This is a genomic window from Rarobacter faecitabidus, assembly GCF_006716265.1.
GTDB lineage: Bacteria > Actinomycetota > Actinomycetes > Actinomycetales > Cellulomonadaceae > Rarobacter > Rarobacter faecitabidus.
Genome location: NZ_VFOS01000003.1, coordinates 172,798 through 189,717, shown reverse-complemented (window position 1 = coordinate 189,717; position 16,920 = coordinate 172,798). Strand labels below are relative to the sequence as shown.

Here is a 16,920-nt window from a genome sequence, read left to right as displayed (position 1 = left end):
CGGACCCCTCCCGCACGTTGCGTTACTTCACGGTGATTGTGAGTTTCTTGGCCTTCTTGGCGGCGAGTTTGGCTGCCTTGGTGGCCTTGTCGCCGGCGTAGCTGACGGTGACCTTGACCTTGCCCTTCTTGAGTTTGGGCGAGGTGATCTTGACCGTGCCCTTCTTGCCCAGTTTCTTGGTGACCTTCTTCTTGCCGAATTTCACGGTCACCTTGCCGCTGGGCTTGAGGCCCGCGGCGGTGACCTTGACGGTGATGGTCGCCTTCTTGCCCTTCTTCACGGACTTCTTGGCCACCTTCGCGCTCACCGAGGCGGCCGCCTTGGCGACCTTCCCGGTCGGGGCCGAGGTGATGCCGAGAATCTTGTGGCCGGGCTTGACCGGGGTTACGGTCACGGCGATTCGCGCGCCGACGTCCGCCGCCGACAGCTTGTAGGCCCTGGCGGTGGCGCCAGCGATCGGCTTGCCATTGCGGCTCCACCGGTAGGTGAATCCAGCGGGCGATTCGGACCATGTGCCCGGCGCGGCCGTCAGCGTCTTGCCCGCCACGGCCGTTCCCGTCACGGCGGGAATCGTCGTGGGGAATGGCGTGTTCCCGGGCGCAATGTCCGTCGCGGGCAGCACGGTTGATCCAAGGAGTGGCGCGAGCTGCGGTGAGATCCAGGCGATGCCGAGCGTGGACAGGGAATCGTAGCCGGGGATCTTGATGATGGTCATCACCACGAGCAGTTGGTCGTCCGCGAGATCGGCCGGTACCGTCAGCGTCGGTCCCTCGCCTCGCAGGCGCAGGCTTCCTCCGGTCAATCCGTACTGTCCGCTCAGCCAGTAGTGCTGCACGGATGTCGACGGCAGCCCGGCGAATTGCGCCGCGGGCCCCGTCAGGGTCGTCGCGGCCTTGAGCTGGGAACCGATTCGCGTGGAGCCGCTGACTGTGGTGATCGCGTTGCTCCCTGAGGAGAGGGACGCATCGGACGGGGTCGCGTTGATCGAGACGTTCACGGGCGCCGCCGGATTGGTCGTGACGTTCACGTTGACCGCTTCACCGTAGACATGCGCGGCGCCAAGGCTGCCGCGGACGGTGATGTAGTTTCTGCCCGGGTTCACACCACGCAGGGTGATGGACCCGGCGGTCGCAGTGGTCTCGCTTATGGTGCCGCCCGAGATCGGGAACGAGTTCCAGTTGATGACAGACACGTTTGCCCCGGCATCGACACCCGTCAGCGACAGATTGACGGGGCTCGACTTGCTCGGAGTCAGCGTTTGATTGAAGGACGCGCCGGTCGAGGGGGACGTGTACGTCCCCGGGCCGCCGGAGAGCTTCGGATCGCTCGAGGGCGAGCCAATGTACTGCGTGAAGATGTCCCCAGTGCGGCCGATCCGCACCGCGTAGCGAGAGCCCTTGTAACCGCTCAGTGTGACCTTGCCCGCGGCATCCGTGGTGCCACTGTCAACCGGTGCCCACAGCGTCAGGCCGTTGTAAACGAGTACGTGGAGCAGCGCAACATTCGCTCCCGCACCCACACCAGTGAGCGTCAGGTTGAGGTCGATGGGGCTGGCCAACTTGAGGTTCAGGTTACTGGTACCGGCGGGCGCGACTACTCCCTCGCTCAGCGTGCCATTGATCCAGAGCCCGGTGGAGGTGCCCACGGAGTAGCACTGGGTGGCGTACGCCAAGAAGGAGAACGTGCCGGTGGCGCTCGTCACGACGGTGGATGAGTCGTCTGCGGCACCGTCGATGTCGTCCGACCCGTCGCACAGGACGTTGTCGTAGTTGAGCGTCGCCCCGGATGCCGGAGTCCCGTCGAAGTTCTTCAGGACGCCCGAGATGGAACGAGTCTGGCCCGTTCCGGGGGTGGCTTGCGCCGGCGTCGCGACCATCGTCGCGGCCAGGGCGAGGATCGCCCCGACGGTGACGGCGCCCGCGCGAACGCGGTGAGAGATATTCATGTCAGCTCCATGGTGTGGTGATGTGCGGAGGGTTCGGGTACTCCGAGGCCCTCCCTGGTGTGTTACTTCACGGTGATGGTGAGTTTCTTGGCCTTCTTGGCGGCGAGTTTGGCTGCCTTGGTGGCCTTGTCGCCGGCGTAGCTGATGGCGACCTTGACCTTGCCCTTCTTGAGTTTGGGCGAGGTGATCTTGACCGTGCCCTTCTTGCCCAGTTTCTTGGTGACCTTCTTCTTGCCGAATTTCACGGTCACCTTGCCGCCGGGCTTGAGGCCCGCGGCGGTGATCTTGACGGTGATGATCGCCTTCTTGCCGGTCTTGACGGACTTCTTCGCCAGTTTCGCGCTGACCGACGCGGCCGCCTTGGCGACCTTCCCGGTCGGCGCCGACGTGAATGCGACGATGGCGTGGCCAGCCTTGACGGGCGTGACCTGTACGCTGATCGCCTTACCGACGTCAGCGGCGGAAGCCTTGTAAGTTTTGCCGGTGGCGCCGGCGATGGGGCTGGCGCCGCGCAGCCACCTATACGTGAACGCACTCGGGCTGTCGGTCCACGCCCCCGGTGCGGCAGTGAGCGTCTTGCCCGCCACCGCGGATCCGGCAATCCGGGGCGCCACCTGCGGGACGGGAGGGAATCCCGCGCCCAGATTGGTGACGACCCCCTGAGCAATGACGTCGGTCGGCGCCGATGCGCCGACGAGTGGACTGATCCAGGCGTAACCCAACTGCGTCCTGCCGCGCTGCCCCGGGGATTCCACGTGTGCGACGACGATGAGCGCGTTGAACTGGGCTAGTTCCGCAGGAATCGTGAGCGTCTGTCCCGAGCCCAGCGGCGAAAGCCCTAGCCCTCCGAGGAGGATATTCATGCCGAACCAGCTGTACGTCACCTTCGTGCCGGGTAGGTCCTGGAGCTGTGCGGCCGCGCCGATCAGAGTCGCGTGGGCAGTCACTTTCCCTCCAATTCGGCGGTCACCCGTCGTTGTGAGGATGATGTTTCCGGACAGATCGTCTGCCAGTGCGCTACCCGAGATGGCTGCCCCGCGTGGCGACGCGCTGTTGTCGCCGACCTGGATGATGGGGGATGCGCCGAATACCGGGTTGCCAACGAATTGTCCGCTGGCAACCACCTGGGTCGGGCCCGGCGGCAGCCCGCGAAGCGTGACGGAGTTCGGCGTCACCGAGGTTACGGACGCGCTGTAGGCGGGTGCCGAGAACGAGTTGCCCGACACGGTCGCGCCCACGTCGAACCCCGTCAATGACACGGTGACAGGCGTTGACTTCCGTGGCGTAACCGTTTGGGTGAATGACGCACCCGTCGAGGGGGCAGTGAAACTACCAGGCCCGCCATTGAATGATGGCGGCATCAGGCCGGTACCGATGAACTGGCTGTAGTAGTCATCGATACTGCTCAACACCACGGCGTACCGGATTCCCTTCATCAGGCCCGCGCTAACGCTGCCCGAGGCATCCGTCGTCGTGCTTCCGAGGGGATACCACGTGTCGCCGTAGGGCCCCTCGACACGGATCACAACGACAACGGTGGCGCCGGCACCGACGCCGGTCACCTTGATGTTGGCCGTGATTGAGTCCAGTTTCGTGAACGCCAGCCCAGACGTGCCCGCGGCGTATGACGTGGCGATCAGCGCCTTGCCCCCGGCCAGCAGTGGTTCGGCAGACGTGATGCTATAGCACTGACCCGCATATGCCGGGAACGAGAATGTCCCCGTCGCCGAGGTGAGGACACTGGCAGAGTCGTCGGCGGTCCCCGAGATGCTGGCTCGCGTGCCGCACACGTGGTTGTCGTAGGTGATGGGCGCACCTGCGGCGGGGGTGCCGTCGATGTTTCGCAGCACGCCGGAGATGGTCTTAGTCTGGCCCGTGCCAGGGGTGGCCCCTGCTGGCGCGGCTAGTGTCAACGCCGCCGCGAGCGTGAGGACGAGCCCGAGCGCGATGGTGCGGGGACGGGCGCCGTTAGTGAGTTTCATCGTGACTCCAGGGTCTGCTGTGGCCTGTAGTTGGGTTGGCTCGGCCTTGGTCTAGGTCGGTGGGGGCGGTGCTTGTGGCCTTCGCCGCAATTGCCATCACCGGCAACGCGGGGCGGCATCGCACGAACCGTCGGCTGATCATGTGGACTCCATTGGTCGTTGCGCTCACGCGGATGGCAGGTGACCTGCATGTGCCGCGCTGTGGGCAAGCTCTCCCAAGCCTGGACGAGTGCGCACTTATTGCCCCAATGCGGACATTACGCGCCCGCTCGCGATTTGGATACCGGAACCCAGGTTTTGGACTAATGTGCATAAAAGTCTGGGGTTGCCCCCAGATTGCCCGGACATTGCAGGTCAACCCGTGGATAGACTGTGCTGGACGAGTCAGTGTCATGCATGATCGTGTTACGAGGAACAAAAGACCTGGTCAGGGAGGCTGATTCGTGTCATCGGGCGACGTTATTGCGATCCGTCAGCGCAGCCGTGCAGCGGCGCTCGAATACATCCGGCGCACTGGTGGTTGCTCGCGCGCCGACCTCATGGGGGAACTCGGACTCTCGCGCGGCGGGGTGGCGCACCTCGTTACGGCACTCGTGGAGGCCGGGGAGGTGGAGGTCCGGCTTGACCGGACTGGTCGAGGCAAGCGCGGGCGTCCGTCCGCGACCATCTACTTCAAATCCCCCGCGTCGCTCGTGGCGGGGCTCGACTTCGGCCACAGTCATGTCGCCGTCGCGCTCGCCGATCTCGCCGGGGACATAGTCGCCGAAATTGAGACGCCGCTGGATCCGGAGATGAACGTCCACGGCGTCGTGGGGCTCGCGGTGGCCGGGTACCAGGAACTCGTCGCGGAGCACTCGGGCGATCGGCCAGTAGTGAGCATCGCGGCCGGTGTGCCCGTCCCGCTGGACAGGGCAACTGGCACGATGCGGGCCCCGATCCGCAAGTCGTTGTGGGCGCTTGAGCCGCCAGCCGCGACGATCTCCAACGCTTTCGGGGTGCCGGTGACGGCCACGCATGACGTCAGCGTCGGCGCGTTCGGGGAGCTTCGCCGGGGCGCGGCCACGAACCGGCCCGACTCGCTGTATGTGAAGGTGTCGTCGGGTATCGGGGCGGGCCTGATCCTGGCAGGAAACGTCTACGAGGGCTCGGCCGGCTTCGCCGGGGAAATCGGCCACGTGCAGATAGCGGGCAGTTCCGAGCAGTGCCGCTGCGGACGGCGCGGCTGCCTGGAATCGCTGGCCTCGCTCGACGCCGTGCGGCGGCAATTGCAGTTCTCGCATCGCTCGACAAGCGATTTCACCGCAGTGATCTCGGGCGATGAGATCGACCCCACCGCGCGGCGGATTGTCACGGACGCGGGCTGGACGCTGGGCCGCGTACTCGCGGATCTTTCCACGACGCTCGACCCGGGGGCGATCATCCTGGGCGGGCAGTTCGGCGCGACGAGTTCTGTGCTGCGCGCAGCGGTCGAGGAGGCCATCCGCCGCTACGCCGAGCCGTCGATCGCGAACACCATCGAGGTGGTGGTCGCCGGGCTTGGTACGCGTTCCGAACTGGTCGGAGCCGTCATGCAGGCCGTGGACAACGCGGCCAGCAGGCGCTAGGGCGTTTACCGATAGACTCTGTTGCCGTGAAGATCCTCGTCTTGGGCTCCGGTGCCCGTGAACACGCGATTACCCACTCACTCGCTGCGGAGCCCGCCGGCCATGAGCTCCACGCGGCGCCTGGCAACCCGGGAATTGGGCAGATCGCGACGTTGCACGCGATCAAGGCCGACGACCCCGAGGCGGTGACCGACCTCGTCGCCGCGCTGAACCCCGATCTGGTCGTGATTGGCCCCGAGGCGCCGCTCGTCGCCGGCGTAGCCGATGCCGTCGAGGCGGCCGGGGTGCCGGTATTCGGTCCGAGCGCACAGGCGGCGCAGTTGGAGGGATCGAAGTCGTTTGCCAAGGAGATCATGGCGCTCGCGGGCGTTCCCACCGCGCTCGCCCATGTCTGCACCACGATCGATGAGGTGGCGGCGGCGCTCGATGCGTTCGGCGCTCCGTACGTCGTCAAGGACGACGGCCTGGCCGCGGGTAAGGGCGTCGTCGTCACGAATGACCGCGACGCCGCATTGGCCCACGCCCAGGCGGCGCTCGACGCGCGCGGCGACGATGGCAAGGTCGTCATCGAGGAGTACCTCGACGGCCCCGAGGTGTCGCTTTTCTGCATCTGCGATGGCACGGACGTAGTGCCGCTTGCCCCCGCGCAGGACTTTAAGCGCGCCTATGACGAGGACGAGGGCCCCAACACCGGTGGCATGGGCGCGTACAGCCCGCTTCCCTGGGCACCCGCCGATCTGACGGACGAGGTGCTCGAGCGCATTGCCAAGCCCACCGTCCGGGCGATGGCCGATCGCGGCACCCCCTTCTCCGGCGTGCTCTATGTCGGGCTCGCCCTGACGAGCCGCGGCGTGCGCGTGGTCGAGTTCAACGCGCGCTTCGGAGACCCCGAAACGCAGGTCGTGCTCGCGCGCCTGCGCACCCCGCTCTCGTCGCTTCTGCTCGCCTCCGCCACGCGCTCGCTGAGCGAGCTGCCGCCGCTGCAGTGGCGGGATGAGGCCGCGGTGACTGTGGTCGTGGCGGCGCATGGTTATCCGGCGGACGTTCGTTCCGGCGACCCGATCACTGGCCTGGCGGCGGCGGGCGAACTGCCGGGAGTTCACGTGCTGCACGCCGGCACCAAGCTCACCGCGGATGGCTCGCTCGTTTCGTCCGGCGGTCGCGTCCTGAGCGTCGTTGGCGTGGGCGCCGACCTCGGTGCGGCTCGCGCGGCCGCGTATCGCGGAGTGGACGAGATCTCCCTGCCCGGATCCCACCACCGCAGCGATATCGCCCTGCGCGCAGCCCAGGCATAGCGGCCGGGTCGACACCGAGTCGACCGTCCTTCGATCCGGGCGGCATCGCCCGCGCACGGCCCAGGCGTGGCCGCGGTTTCGGCGCGCGTCCGCGAGAGTCCGTCCCCGGCGCGCCTATGCGAGAGCCGGCAACCTCGCTCTACGCGCCTACGCGCCTACGCGAGAGTCTTCGCCCTGCGCGCCTTCGCGAGGGATCCTCCCCGTAGCAGGGCGCCGCTACGCGGGGCGCGGCTACGCGGGGCGTCGCTACGCGGGGCGTCGCTACGCGGGTCGTCGCTACGCGGGCCGCCGCTACGCACGCCGCCGCTACGCAGGGCGCGGACTACTCGTCCAATGCGAATGCCAGAATCGGTGGTATGCCTAAACTGCCGGACCTCGACACGATCGCCCTCCTGCGGCAGGTGCGCGACCGGATGGATCGTTACTTCGCGGAACCGCTCGACGTCGATTCGCTGGCCGCGCACGTGCACATGTCTGCAGGGCACCTGACGAGGCAGTTCAAGCGCGTCTATGGGGAATCGCCGTACCAGTACCTGATGACCCGGCGGATCGAGCGGTCGATGGCACTGCTGCGCCGCCGCGACCTGACGGTCACCGAGGTGTGCTTCGCGGTGGGCTATCAGTCGCTTGGCACGTTCAGCACGCGATTCACTGAACTGGTCGGAGTGTCGCCCAGCACCTACCGGGAGCAGGGCGCGTCCGTGCGGCCCGGGATGCTTCCCTGCATCGTCAAGCAGGTGACGAAACCGATCAGGAATCGAGAAGCGCCGCACGACGGAACGGCCATAGGGTGAGGCCTATGAACATCTCCATCCAATCCAGCTTCCTTCCCCACCTCGACCCCGAGGCATCGCTGGCCTTCTACCGCGACGTGCTCGGCTTCGAGGTCAGGCTCGATGTCGGCTTCGGCGACATGCGGTGGATCACGGTCGGCCCGCCCGGGCAGCCCGACACGGCGATCGTGCTCCATCCGCCCGGGGTCGGCCACGACATCTCGGATGAGGAACGCGACTTCCTGCGCGCACTGATCGCGAAGGGCTCGTACTTCGGGATCAACCTCGCCACGGACGATGTAGATGGGGCGTTCGCCGCATTCGAGGCCGCGGGGGCGAGCATCGTCCAGGAACCGGCCGACCAGGACTACGGGGTCAGGGACGGGGCGCTACGCGATCCAGCCGGCAACCTGATCCGGGTACAGCAGACCAGGAAGGTTTGAAATCATGTCGAGCACCGGATTCAGCGCTCAGGAACGCGCCGCCATGAGGCAGCGCGCGGAAGAACTGCGCACCTCCAAGGGCCTGAAGGGCGCGGCGAAACTCGCCAAGGAGTTGGACGCCTGCGTCGAGGCCATCGACGCCCTCAGCGGGACGGATCAGGCGGTCGCCGCGCTGCTGCACCGCATCGTGTCCGAGGAGGCGCCGCACCTGAACCCGAAGACCTGGTACGGGTTCCCGTCGTACGCCCGGGACGGCAACGTCGTCGTGTTCTTCCAACCGGCCTCGAAGTTCGACTCCAGGTACGGGACCGTCGGCTTCCAGGACACGGCGTCGCTCGACGACGGCGACATGTGGGCGACCTCGTTCGCCGTCGTGGCAGTGACCGACGAGGTGGAGCAGCGCCTGCGCGACGCCGTGCGCAAGGCCGCCGGGTAGCGCGCGACGGTAGGTGGTGCATCCCGCGCGGACGCGCGGCGGCAAGTGGAGTTAGGCGGCTCGCCAGCGCGCGGCGTTACCCCAGTGGTGTTCCGGTCGCGTCGAACCTGCTCACCTGCAGGTCATCGCCTGCCTTCCAATAGACCTCGATGACGATGGGGGCGCCGTCCGCCAGGGCATCCCGCTCGACGATCACCTGCGTCACGTCGATGCCCGATTTCGCGCCAGCGACGGTCGAAGTCGCGGCCTTCCCTATGGCGTTAGCGTCCACGTCGGCGAGGGAGAACTCGTCCTCCTGCCTGGGGGGAATGAGCGGATCGCCGAGCGGGAGCGCGCTGTCCTCGACGTAGACGAAGTCCTGCCAGGCGCCCGTCGCGTCGGCCCCGGTCGCCTGGATCTGGTCGGCGGTGAGCAGTATCCGCGAGAGGGTCGTGACGCCCTGCTCCGTCTTGAGGGCGGTCAATGCCTCGGCGGGCCAGGGGTCGGCCATGAGCCCCAGCGGGCCGCCGGGGCCGGCGAGCGGATCCGCCGGGCTTTCGCTGGCGGGGGAGGACGAGTTCTTTGTCGCTCGTCCGCCGCCGGAATCCCGCGGGCTCCACGGCTGCCATAGAACGAGGGCGACGCCGACGATGACGACGAGTCCGGCGATGGCGATCCAGAGCGAGCGATGACCCGGCCGGTCGTTGCCCGACAACTCGTCGGCGAGTTCTTCCCACTCGTCTGGCTCGGTGCCCGCCGCGCCGGTTGGCGCGTCGTGTTCCGGCTGATCCATCTGGCTCCTCGTTTATCGCAAATGCCTCTCGATGCACCACACTAGAGGGGTGACCTGGAATGAGACACCGATGGCCGGCTGGAAGCACACGTATTCGGGGAAGGTTCGCGACCTGTTCGTCCCCGATCTGGACGCTCTGGGCGGCGCGCATCCGCTCGGGGACGTCGTGCTCGTCGTGGCCTCGGACCGCATCAGTGCGTACGACCACGCGCTCGATCCGGCGATTGCCGACAAGGGCAGGGTGCTTACGTCGCTGAGCCTGTGGTGGTTCGCGCAGATCGCGGACATCGTCGACAACCACGTCGTGTCGACCGAGGTCAGCCAGTCGCCCGCCGATGGGCTGGTGCCGCCCGCCGTGGCCGGGCGCGCGATGATCTGCAAGCGGCTCGACATGTTCCCCATCGAGTGCGTGGTCCGCGGCTACCTCACCGGATCGGGGCTGGCCGAGTACCGTGCCGCCCAGGCCGCGGGGCTACCGGGGCAGGTGTGTGGCGTTGAACTGCCGGACGGGCTCACGGACGGATCGAAGCTGCCGACGCCGATCTTCACGCCCGCCACCAAGGCCGAGATCGGCGATCACGACGAGAACATCACCTTCGCCCAGGCCGCCGAGCGGGTCGGGGACGAGGCCGCCGCGGCGCTGCGGGACCTGACGATCGCGGTGTACGAGAGGGCCGAGGAGATCGCGCGCTCGCGCGGAATCATTCTGGCCGACACCAAGCTGGAGTTCGGCATCGACCCGGCGACGGGCGGCATCGTGCTCGGGGACGAGGTGCTGACGCCCGACTCGTCCCGCTTCTGGCCCGCCGATGAGTGGGAGCCAGGGCGAGCGCAGCCGAGCTTCGACAAGCAGTTCGTGCGCGACTGGCTCACCTCGGCCGAGTCGGGCTGGGACAAGTCCGGCGACGTGCCGCCCCCATCGCTGCCCGCCGATGTCGTGGAGCGCACACGCACCCGCTACCTGGAGGCTTACGAGCGGCTGACCCGTTCGGCGCTGGCGTAGGTCGCGCGGCGCGGCGCCGGCCGTCCGAGCGCGCCTCGGTAGTCGCTGCGTGCCTCCCCCGTCGCTGCCCGGTCTGATCCGCGGCCCGGTCTGATCCGCGGCCCGCCTTCGCGACAGCCTCCCAGCCCGCTTCAGTTCGGTTCGCCCCATGTTAGTGCCGTTGACTGGCTGATATTTCGCACCTTGAACTGTATTTTCATACGGCGAACCGGGAGCTGGGTCACCGATTGAGCGAACCGGGGGTGGGGTGACTGGTTGAGCATCCTTCGGTGTGGATCGCGGGATCACGCATCCCGTGGGTTCGCTATGGCATGCACGTCCAGCATGGCGATGCCCGCGAAGTCGTCCGGATTGCACGTGTAGAGCGGCAACCCCTCGCTGATGGCGCAGGCGGCAATCAGCGCGTCGTACGCTCTGGCTGCGGGCTTGCGGCCGGCGGATCTCAGGTTCGCGGCGACAGCACCGAAGGCCCGCGCTGCCGATGCCCCAATCGGCACCACCTCGAAGTCTGATTCGGCCAGTTGGAGATGCAATTGGCGGGCGGAGCGTTCCTCGTCGGTCGTGGCCACTAGCGGGCCGACGGACAACTCGGCGAGGGTTATGGCGCTGACCAGGCATTCGGAGGGTAACGCGTCCGGGTCCACCAAGTCTCCGAGCAGTATGACGGTCGAGGTGTCGAGCAGCCCGCGCGCGGTAGATCCGCCCGGCTTCGAGGCGGCGTCACGGGTCACAAGGATGCGTCCAGGATCGAATCGATGTCCCGACGTAGCGCGCTCGGGTCAACTTTCGGTAGATGACGCCTGCGAGCGATGAGTTCTGCGGGTGAGGCGCTGCGCCGTGGAAGCGGCTCGAGGCGTGCGATCTCTGCGCCGTCCCTCGTCACCGTGACGGATTCGCCACGCGCCACCTGATTCAGAATGTCGCCGCCGTGGTTTCGCAGATCTCGCACACTCACCGTTGCCATACCTCATGGTATCACCGGTGATACCGATGGATTGGAGTGGGCGGCTGGACGGGTCAATCCTCGACGACCGCAGCGTTCCTGAACTGTTCGACGTACTCGATCACCACGTCGGCGGGCGGGTGGAATAGGTCGAGCACGATCCCCCACGGCGGCAGATCCAGCACCCTGGCAGGTTGAAGGCGCCCGCGCCCATCAAGCCGCTGCCGGAGATCGAGGAAGAGGATGTGCGTCTGCTGGCGTGGGTGGCCGTCCACGGTCAATAGGGCCGCACCTCCTGGGTGACCTATCCGCCCGTTTTGCCCAGCAGCATTCCGCCCGTTTGCCGAGTAGCGACCGACTACCGCGATGCAGCACCATCTCGTGGACCCGCGATCGGCTGCACGCGCGCTCCTCCAATCGCTCGCTGTCCAATCCGTCCGAAGCATCGCTGTGGTACCACTCGCATTACTTGGACCCTAGCGCCGCCACCGCGGCGGTAACATGGGACCGAAGCCCTCTCGCACATTGCTTAAGCGCACATTCTCAAAGGAGCCCCTCAGTGGCACGAGTAATCGTCGATGTCATGCCCAAGCCCGAGATCCTGGACCCGCAAGGCAAGGCCGTTGCAGGAGCCCTTCCGCGCCTCGGCTTCACCCAGTTCGCGTCCGTGCGCCAGGGCAAGCGGTTCGAACTCGAGATCGAGGGCGAGGTCACCGAGGACGTGCTCGCCGCCGCCCGGTCCGCGGCTGAGCAGGTCCTGTCCAACCCGATCATCGAGGACGTCGTCGCGGTCACCGTTGCCGAGGACGAGAAGTGAGCGACGCGGCCGGTGCCCGCATCGGGGTCATCACGTTTCCGGGCACGCTCGATGACCGCGACGCCGCTCGCGCCGTCCGGCTCGCTGGTGCCGAGGCCGTCAGCCTGTGGCACGGGGACGAGGACCTGCACGCTGTTGACGCGGTGATTGTCCCCGGCGGATTCTCCTACGGCGACTACCTGCGCGCTGGCGCGATCAGCCGGTTCGCGCCGGTCATGCGCTCCGTCATCGACGCGGCGCACGGCGGATTGCCGGTGCTGGGAATCTGCAACGGCTTCCAGATCCTTACGGAGTCGCACCTACTGCCGGGGTCGATGGTCAAGAATGACCACCTGCACTTCATCTGCCGCGAGCAGCAGCTCGTGGTCGAGAACAACTCGACCGCCTGGACCAACCAATACGCGTCGGGCGAGGTCATCACGGTTCCGCTGAAGAACCAGGACGGCCAGTTCGTCGCCGACCAGCGCACGCTCGACGAGCTTGAGGCGACCGGGCGCGTCGTATTCCGTTACGCGGGCGAGAACCCGAACGGATCCCGCAACGCGATCGCCGGGATCTCGAACGAGCGCGGAAACGTGGTTGGCCTCATGCCCCACCCCGAACACGCAGTCGAACCCGGCTTCGGGCCGGCCGCCGCGGGCGGGGTCCGCGCCGGAACCGACGGCCTGCGTTTCTTCACCTCCGTGCTGTCGAGCCTCGTCAGCGCCTGAGTGACGGCGACGCCGTGACCAACTCCCGGGTCAAGCGCCACAGGGCAGGGTCCGCCATTGCGGGCCTTGCGCTCGCCCTCACCGCACTCGTCGGCAACGTCGGGGCCGCACCTGAGGCGCCGTTCGATGCGGCAGCAGGCCCAGCACCGAAGTCGCAGTCCGTCTCGGTGACGTCGCCGAATCCGGCGACCGCGCAGCGAACGGCGGGGGACTCGTCCGAAACTCAGGCGGTCACAGCGCTCGCCGCGACCACGGTGCCGACCGCCGCGACAACGGCGCCGCACGCCGCGACCACGGCGCCTGCCACGACCGCGCCGCTCGCCGCGACAACGGCTCCCACCGCCACGGCAGCGCCCGCCACCAAGCGGGCGGCCGCGAAGCGAACCACTGCCGCGGACCTGCCGCTGCGCTACCAGGTCGGCCAGATATTCATGGTCGGGGTGCCCGTCAGCGGATCGGACCAGATCGCGCGGGCGGCGATAACGAAGCGACACGTCGGCAACGTTTTCCTGCACGGGCGGTCGACCGCCGGCACTGCGGCCGTCGCGAAGAGGGTGAAGCGGCTGACGAAGCTGGCCACGAAGTCGGCGACGCTGGGGACGCCGCTATTCGTCGCGACCGACCAGGAGGGCGGCGCCGTGCAGGTGCTGCGCGGCAAGGGATTCTCCACTATTCCATCAGCGATGAAGCAGTCGGAGTACTCGTCCAAGAAACTGACCAAGGCCGCGAAGAAGTGGGGAGGTCAACTCGCCAAGGCGGGCGTGAACCTCAACCTCGCCCCGGTGCTCGATGTCGTGCCGAGCGCCAAGGCGGCGAAGAAGAATCCGCCCATCGGGTACTTCGGGCGCAACTACGGTTACGGCGCGAAGGCGGCGAAGAAGGGCATCGCGTTCGGGCGCGGGATGCGCGCCGCCGGGGTAGGCGACGCGGTCAAGCACTTCCCCGGGCTTGGACGAGTTTCCCGCAACACCGACACCTCCGCGGGGGTCGTCGATCGGGTGACGGGCGCGAAGTCCGGCTCGGTCAAGGTGTTTGCCGCTGCGATTGAGGATGGTTCGCCGTTCGTGATGGTGTCGTCGGCGACCTACACGCGCCTCGACAAGAAGCACCGCGCAGTGTTCTCGGCCAAGATCATCGGCGGGCTGCTGCGCGGCAAGCTCGGGTTCGATGGCGTCGTCATCTCGGACGATCTGTCCGCAGCCGCCGCCGTGCGCGGGTTGAAACCCGCGGACCGCGCGGTGAAGTTCATCGCCGCCGGTGGGGACATGGTTCTCGCCTCCGCCGATCCGACGGTCGTGCCCGAGATGGTGGACGCGGTGCTCGCGAAGGCCAAGAAGGATCCGAAGTTCGCGGCGCGCGTCGCGCAGGCGTGCGATCGCGTGCTCGCGGCTAAGCGCGGACTCTAGTCCTACATTCGTCGGGCCCCTTCCTTGCCGGTTCGCCTTTTCGCCTTCTCGCCGGTTCGCACCACGAAAATTCACTTCACCGCATGAAATACGTGCCGGTCAACTGCAATATCGTGTGGCGAACCGTGGCGAACCGTGGCGAACCGTGGCGCGAGCGCGAGATGCGACCGATCGGCAGCGCCGACATTCCGGGGATGGCAGATTCCGGGGATGGCACCGCGCAGCGCGGCCGCGCAACGGGTACCCAACGACGTGCAGCGTTGAGTGACTCCGGTGGTGAGCACGTTGACCGCGGGTGAGCCGCCGCCCAGGCCGGTTTGGCGTCAGCCGCCCCCTAGGCAGGTTCAGCGCCAGCCGGCGCCCTAGGCAAGTTCAGCGTCAGCCGCTGCCCGCGCCGCGCCGGGCAGAGCCGCCGCGATGCGCCCCAGCGCGACGTCATCGTGCGCCGCGGACAGGAACCACGCCTCCAGCCCCGAGGGGGGCAGCAGGACTCCGGCATCGGCCATAGCGTGGAAGAACGCGGGGTACCGCCAGAGGTCCTGATCGCGCGCATCGTCGTAGTCGCGGACGGGTGCGCGGCGGAACGCGACAGACAGCAGGCTGCCGGCGCGCTGGATCGAGTGGGCGACCCCGGCCCCGCTCAGGGCGTCGCCGACGGCCCGGGCGACGTGGTCGGCCGCCCGGCGGACCCGGGCGTACGCGTCGGCATCAGCAGCGCGCAGCGTGGCCAGGCCAGCCGCGGTCGCGAGCGGGTTCCCGGACAAGGTGCCCGCCTGATAGACAGGTCCGGCGGGCGCCAGCAGGTCGAGCACCGAGGCGTTCCCCGCGATCGCCGCCAGCGGTAGCCCGCCCCCGATCACCTTTCCGTACGTGAACAGGTCCGGGCGCCAGCCCTCGTCCAATCCCTCGAGCCCCCACCATCCGCCAGGGGACACGCGGAAGCCGGTGAGCACCTCGTCCAGGATCAGCATCGAACCGTGCCGGTCCGTCAGATCGCGCAGTAGCCGATTGAATCCGGGCGCGGGTGGCACGACGCCCATGTTGGCGGGCGCGGCCTCCGTGATGACCGCTGCAATGCGATCCCCGAACTCTGTGAACGTCCGCGCGACCGCAGCCGAGTCGTTGTAGGGCAGGACCACCGTGCTGGCCGTCACTGCGGGCGAAACCCCCGCCGAATCGGGCAGGCCGAGCGTTGCCACCCCCGACCCCGCGGCGGCCAGCAGCGAGTCCACATGCCCGTGGTAGCAGCCCGCGAACTTCACGATCAGGTCGCGGCCCGTCGCGGCCCGCGCCAGCCGCACTGCGGTCATCGTGGCTTCGGTCCCGGTCGAGACGAAGCGCACCCGCTCGACCGCGGGAACCCGAGCGATGATCTGCTCGGCTAGCTCCGTCTCGGCCACGGTCGGCGCCCCGAAGCCCAGTCCGCGCGCCGCGGCGCCCTGCACTGCTTCCACCACGGCCGGATGAGCGTGCCCGAGTAGCGCCGGACCCCACTGCCCGACGAGGTCCACATACTCGTTCCCGTCTAGGTCGCGGACCCATGCGCCGTGGCCCTCCGCGATGAACCGGGGCGCCCCGCCCACCGCGCCGTACGCGCGCACCGGGGAGTTCACCCCACCGGGCAGCACGCGCCGGGCCCGCTCGAAGGCAGCGGCGGAAAGAGGACGAGCTCTCTCGTGCGTCATCGACCCACCTCGTCAGCGCGCGGAATCGGTCCGGCGGGGAACTCGTCGAGCCTCCCGGAACCGGCGCCAGCGTCGGCGACACGGCCCGCCGATCCGCTTGCCACAGGAGGGTTGACCGGCAATGCGTCCCGGCGCGAGCCCGCCAGCCAGGCCGCCGCCTCCAGCGCGTAGTAGGTCAGGATGACGTCGGCGCCGGCTCGGCGGATCGCGATAAGCGACTCGACGATCACGCGTTCCCGGTCGATCCAGCCGTTCGCGCTCGCGGCCTCGATCATCGCGTACTCGCCGGAGACCTGGTAGGCGGCTACCGGCACGCTCGATGCGGCCGCGAGGTCTGCGAGCACATCCAGATACGAACCCGCAGGTTTCACCATCACGATGTCCGCGCCGGATGCCTCCTCGATGTCGAGGGCGCGCAGAGCTTCCCGCCGGTTCGCCGGGTCCATCTGGTAGGTCCGCCGGTCGCCTTCCAACGTCGATTCGACCGCGTCGCGGAACGGCCCGTAGAAGGCGGACGCGTACTTAGCCGTGTAGCTCAGGATCAGCGTGTCGATCAGCCCGGCATCGTCGAGCGCCGCGCGCACCTCCGCGGTCTGGCCGTCCATCATCCCCGACAGGCCGACGACATCGGCCCCCGCGTCGGCGTGGATGACGGCCATCTGCGCGTACCGGTCGATGGTCGCATCGTTGTCGATCGTGCCGTCGGGTCGCAGGACGCCGCAGTGCCCGTGGTCCGTGAACTCGTCCAAGCAGATGTCCGACATCACCACGAGGGCGCCCTCGGCCGCTTGCGCGACGGCCCGGATCGCGGCCGCGAAGAATCCATCAGGGTCGGTCGCCCCCGAACCGAGTGCGTCTCGCGACTGCGGCACGGCGAAGACCATGATCCCGCCTAGTCCGGCGTCGCGCGCCTGCTCGGTGAGGTCGCGCACGGACGCGATGGTGTGCTGATAGACCCCCGGCATAGAGCGGATCTCGGCGGGCTCCTGGAGCCCTTCCTTGACGAACACGGGCAGTACCAGGTCGCGCGGGTGGAGTCGCGTTTGCGTGAGCAACTCGCGGATCGCGGGCGTCCGGCGGGCCCTTCGAGGGCGCAGATGCGGCAT

General features: G+C 67.9%; 19 protein-coding genes. 11 read left to right on the top strand and 8 right to left on the bottom strand.

Annotated elements, in window-relative coordinates:
- Nucleotides 1-22 precede the first annotated feature (22 nt).
- Complete coding sequence (locus tag FB461_RS10075; RefSeq protein ID WP_142121695.1) at nucleotides 23-1,945, bottom strand: Ig-like domain repeat protein; 1,923 nt, start codon at nucleotides 1,943-1,945, stop codon at nucleotides 23-25.
- 62 nt (nucleotides 1,946-2,007) lie between these two features.
- Complete coding sequence (locus FB461_RS10070) at nucleotides 2,008-3,927, bottom strand: hypothetical protein (RefSeq protein WP_142121693.1); 1,920 nt, start codon at nucleotides 3,925-3,927, stop codon at nucleotides 2,008-2,010.
- 443 nt (nucleotides 3,928-4,370) lie between these two features.
- Here FB461_RS10070 and FB461_RS10065 point away from each other — a divergent pair, with 443 nt between their 5' ends.
- The 6 genes from FB461_RS10065 (at nucleotide 4,371) to FB461_RS10040 (ending at nucleotide 8,478) form a co-directional block, all read left to right on the top strand.
- Nucleotides 4,371-5,531 carry an ROK family transcriptional regulator gene (locus FB461_RS10065; protein WP_142121691.1) on the top strand — a complete coding sequence of 387 codons (1,161 nt, stop codon included), beginning with the start codon at nucleotides 4,371-4,373 and terminating at the stop codon, nucleotides 5,529-5,531.
- 26 nt (nucleotides 5,532-5,557) lie between these two features.
- Nucleotides 5,558-6,826, top strand: coding sequence for a phosphoribosylamine--glycine ligase (gene purD, locus FB461_RS10060; protein ID WP_142121689.1), 1,269 nt, complete (start codon nucleotides 5,558-5,560; stop codon nucleotides 6,824-6,826).
- Nucleotides 6,827-6,892: 66 nt separating this feature from the next.
- Nucleotides 6,893-7,315 (top strand): pentapeptide repeat-containing protein, encoded by a 423-nt coding sequence (locus tag FB461_RS12525; protein ID WP_425466916.1) that lies wholly within the window; start codon nucleotides 6,893-6,895, stop codon nucleotides 7,313-7,315.
- Complete coding sequence (locus FB461_RS10050; protein ID WP_425466918.1) at nucleotides 7,240-7,620, top strand: helix-turn-helix transcriptional regulator; 381 nt, start codon at nucleotides 7,240-7,242, stop codon at nucleotides 7,618-7,620. Before FB461_RS12525 ends, FB461_RS10050 begins: the two co-directional genes overlap by 76 nt.
- Before the next feature lie 5 nt (nucleotides 7,621-7,625).
- Complete coding sequence (locus FB461_RS10045; RefSeq protein ID WP_142121685.1) at nucleotides 7,626-8,042, top strand: VOC family protein; 417 nt, start codon at nucleotides 7,626-7,628, stop codon at nucleotides 8,040-8,042.
- Nucleotides 8,043-8,046: 4 nt separating this feature from the next.
- Nucleotides 8,047-8,478, top strand: a complete 432-nt coding sequence (locus FB461_RS10040; RefSeq protein ID WP_142121683.1) for a hypothetical protein — start codon at nucleotides 8,047-8,049, stop codon at nucleotides 8,476-8,478.
- Between the two features lie 76 nt (nucleotides 8,479-8,554).
- On the opposite strand, the gene FB461_RS10035 is transcribed toward FB461_RS10040, so the two are convergent.
- A complete protein-coding gene (locus tag FB461_RS10035) occupies nucleotides 8,555-9,250 on the bottom strand; it encodes a hypothetical protein (protein WP_142121681.1) in 696 nt (231 codons plus the stop codon).
- A 31-nt stretch (nucleotides 9,251-9,281) separates the two neighbouring features.
- Here FB461_RS10035 and FB461_RS10030 point away from each other — a divergent pair, with 31 nt between their 5' ends.
- The gene (locus FB461_RS10030; RefSeq protein ID WP_142121679.1) at nucleotides 9,282-10,253 is read left to right on the top strand and encodes a phosphoribosylaminoimidazolesuccinocarboxamide synthase; all 972 of its coding nucleotides are present in this window, start codon (nucleotides 9,282-9,284) and stop codon (nucleotides 10,251-10,253) included.
- Nucleotides 10,254-10,537: 284 nt separating this feature from the next.
- On the opposite strand, the gene FB461_RS10025 is transcribed toward FB461_RS10030, so the two are convergent.
- The 3 genes from FB461_RS10025 to FB461_RS10015 form a co-directional block, all read right to left on the bottom strand.
- Nucleotides 10,538-10,984, bottom strand: coding sequence for a type II toxin-antitoxin system VapC family toxin (locus FB461_RS10025; RefSeq protein ID WP_211349895.1), 447 nt, complete (start codon nucleotides 10,982-10,984; stop codon nucleotides 10,538-10,540).
- Nucleotides 10,981-11,208 (bottom strand): type II toxin-antitoxin system Phd/YefM family antitoxin, encoded by a 228-nt coding sequence (locus FB461_RS10020; protein WP_246046196.1) that lies wholly within the window; start codon nucleotides 11,206-11,208, stop codon nucleotides 10,981-10,983. Before FB461_RS10020 ends, FB461_RS10025 begins: the two co-directional genes overlap by 4 nt.
- A 62-nt stretch (nucleotides 11,209-11,270) precedes the next feature.
- A complete protein-coding gene (locus tag FB461_RS10015) occupies nucleotides 11,271-11,477 on the bottom strand; it encodes a hypothetical protein (RefSeq protein ID WP_142121677.1) in 207 nt (68 codons plus the stop codon).
- Nucleotides 11,478-11,755: 278 nt separating this feature from the next.
- Between FB461_RS10015 and purS the strand changes: the two genes are divergently transcribed.
- The 4 genes from purS to FB461_RS09995 all read left to right on the top strand — a co-directional run bounded on the left by purS (nucleotide 11,756) and on the right by FB461_RS09995 (nucleotide 14,428).
- Nucleotides 11,756-12,013 carry a phosphoribosylformylglycinamidine synthase subunit PurS gene (purS, locus tag FB461_RS10010; RefSeq protein ID WP_142121675.1) on the top strand — a complete coding sequence of 86 codons (258 nt, stop codon included), beginning with the start codon at nucleotides 11,756-11,758 and terminating at the stop codon, nucleotides 12,011-12,013.
- Nucleotides 12,010-12,723, top strand: coding sequence for a phosphoribosylformylglycinamidine synthase subunit PurQ (gene purQ, locus FB461_RS10005; RefSeq protein ID WP_142121673.1), 714 nt, complete (start codon nucleotides 12,010-12,012; stop codon nucleotides 12,721-12,723). The genes purS and purQ overlap by 4 nt, the downstream gene beginning before the upstream one ends.
- Nucleotides 12,724-12,737: 14 nt before the next feature.
- Nucleotides 12,738-14,129 carry a glycoside hydrolase family 3 N-terminal domain-containing protein gene (locus tag FB461_RS10000; protein WP_211349894.1) on the top strand — a complete coding sequence of 464 codons (1,392 nt, stop codon included), beginning with the start codon at nucleotides 12,738-12,740 and terminating at the stop codon, nucleotides 14,127-14,129.
- An 83-nt stretch (nucleotides 14,130-14,212) separates the two neighbouring features.
- Complete coding sequence (locus tag FB461_RS09995) at nucleotides 14,213-14,428, top strand: hypothetical protein (protein WP_142121671.1); 216 nt, start codon at nucleotides 14,213-14,215, stop codon at nucleotides 14,426-14,428.
- Nucleotides 14,429-14,491: 63 nt separating this feature from the next.
- Here FB461_RS09995 and hemL read toward each other — a convergent pair whose 3' ends face one another.
- Nucleotides 14,492-15,814: a glutamate-1-semialdehyde 2,1-aminomutase gene (gene hemL, locus FB461_RS09990; RefSeq protein WP_142121669.1), complete on the bottom strand. Its 1,323-nt coding sequence runs from the start codon at nucleotides 15,812-15,814 to the stop codon at nucleotides 14,492-14,494.
- A complete protein-coding gene (hemB, locus tag FB461_RS09985) occupies nucleotides 15,811-16,920 on the bottom strand; it encodes a porphobilinogen synthase (RefSeq protein WP_142121667.1) in 1,110 nt (369 codons plus the stop codon). The genes hemL and hemB overlap by 4 nt, the downstream gene beginning before the upstream one ends.

What these genes read in the sequence shown, in the direction of transcription:
- hemL (WP_142121669.1), bottom strand. Translation starts at nt 15,814, where the DNA reads ATGACGCACGAGAGAGCTCGTCCTCTTTCCGCCGCTGCCTTCGAGCGG.
- FB461_RS10035 (WP_142121681.1), bottom strand. Translation starts at nt 9,250, where the DNA reads ATGGATCAGCCGGAACACGACGCGCCAACCGGCGCGGCGGGCACCGAG.
- hemB (WP_142121667.1), bottom strand. Translation starts at nt 16,920, where the DNA reads ATGCCGCATCTGCGCCCTCGAAGGGCCCGCCGGACGCCCGCGATCCGC.
- FB461_RS10075 (WP_142121695.1), bottom strand. Translation starts at nt 1,945, where the DNA reads ATGAATATCTCTCACCGCGTTCGCGCGGGCGCCGTCACCGTCGGGGCG.
- FB461_RS10040 (WP_142121683.1), top strand. Translation starts at nt 8,047, where the DNA reads ATGTCGAGCACCGGATTCAGCGCTCAGGAACGCGCCGCCATGAGGCAG.
- FB461_RS09995 (WP_142121671.1), top strand. Translation starts at nt 14,213, where the DNA reads ATGAAATACGTGCCGGTCAACTGCAATATCGTGTGGCGAACCGTGGCG.
- FB461_RS10045 (WP_142121685.1), top strand. Translation starts at nt 7,626, where the DNA reads ATGAACATCTCCATCCAATCCAGCTTCCTTCCCCACCTCGACCCCGAG.
- FB461_RS10050 (WP_425466918.1), top strand. Translation starts at nt 7,240, where the DNA reads ATGGATCGTTACTTCGCGGAACCGCTCGACGTCGATTCGCTGGCCGCG.
- FB461_RS10030 (WP_142121679.1), top strand. Translation starts at nt 9,282, where the DNA reads ATGCACCACACTAGAGGGGTGACCTGGAATGAGACACCGATGGCCGGC.
- FB461_RS10070 (WP_142121693.1), bottom strand. Translation starts at nt 3,927, where the DNA reads ATGAAACTCACTAACGGCGCCCGTCCCCGCACCATCGCGCTCGGGCTC.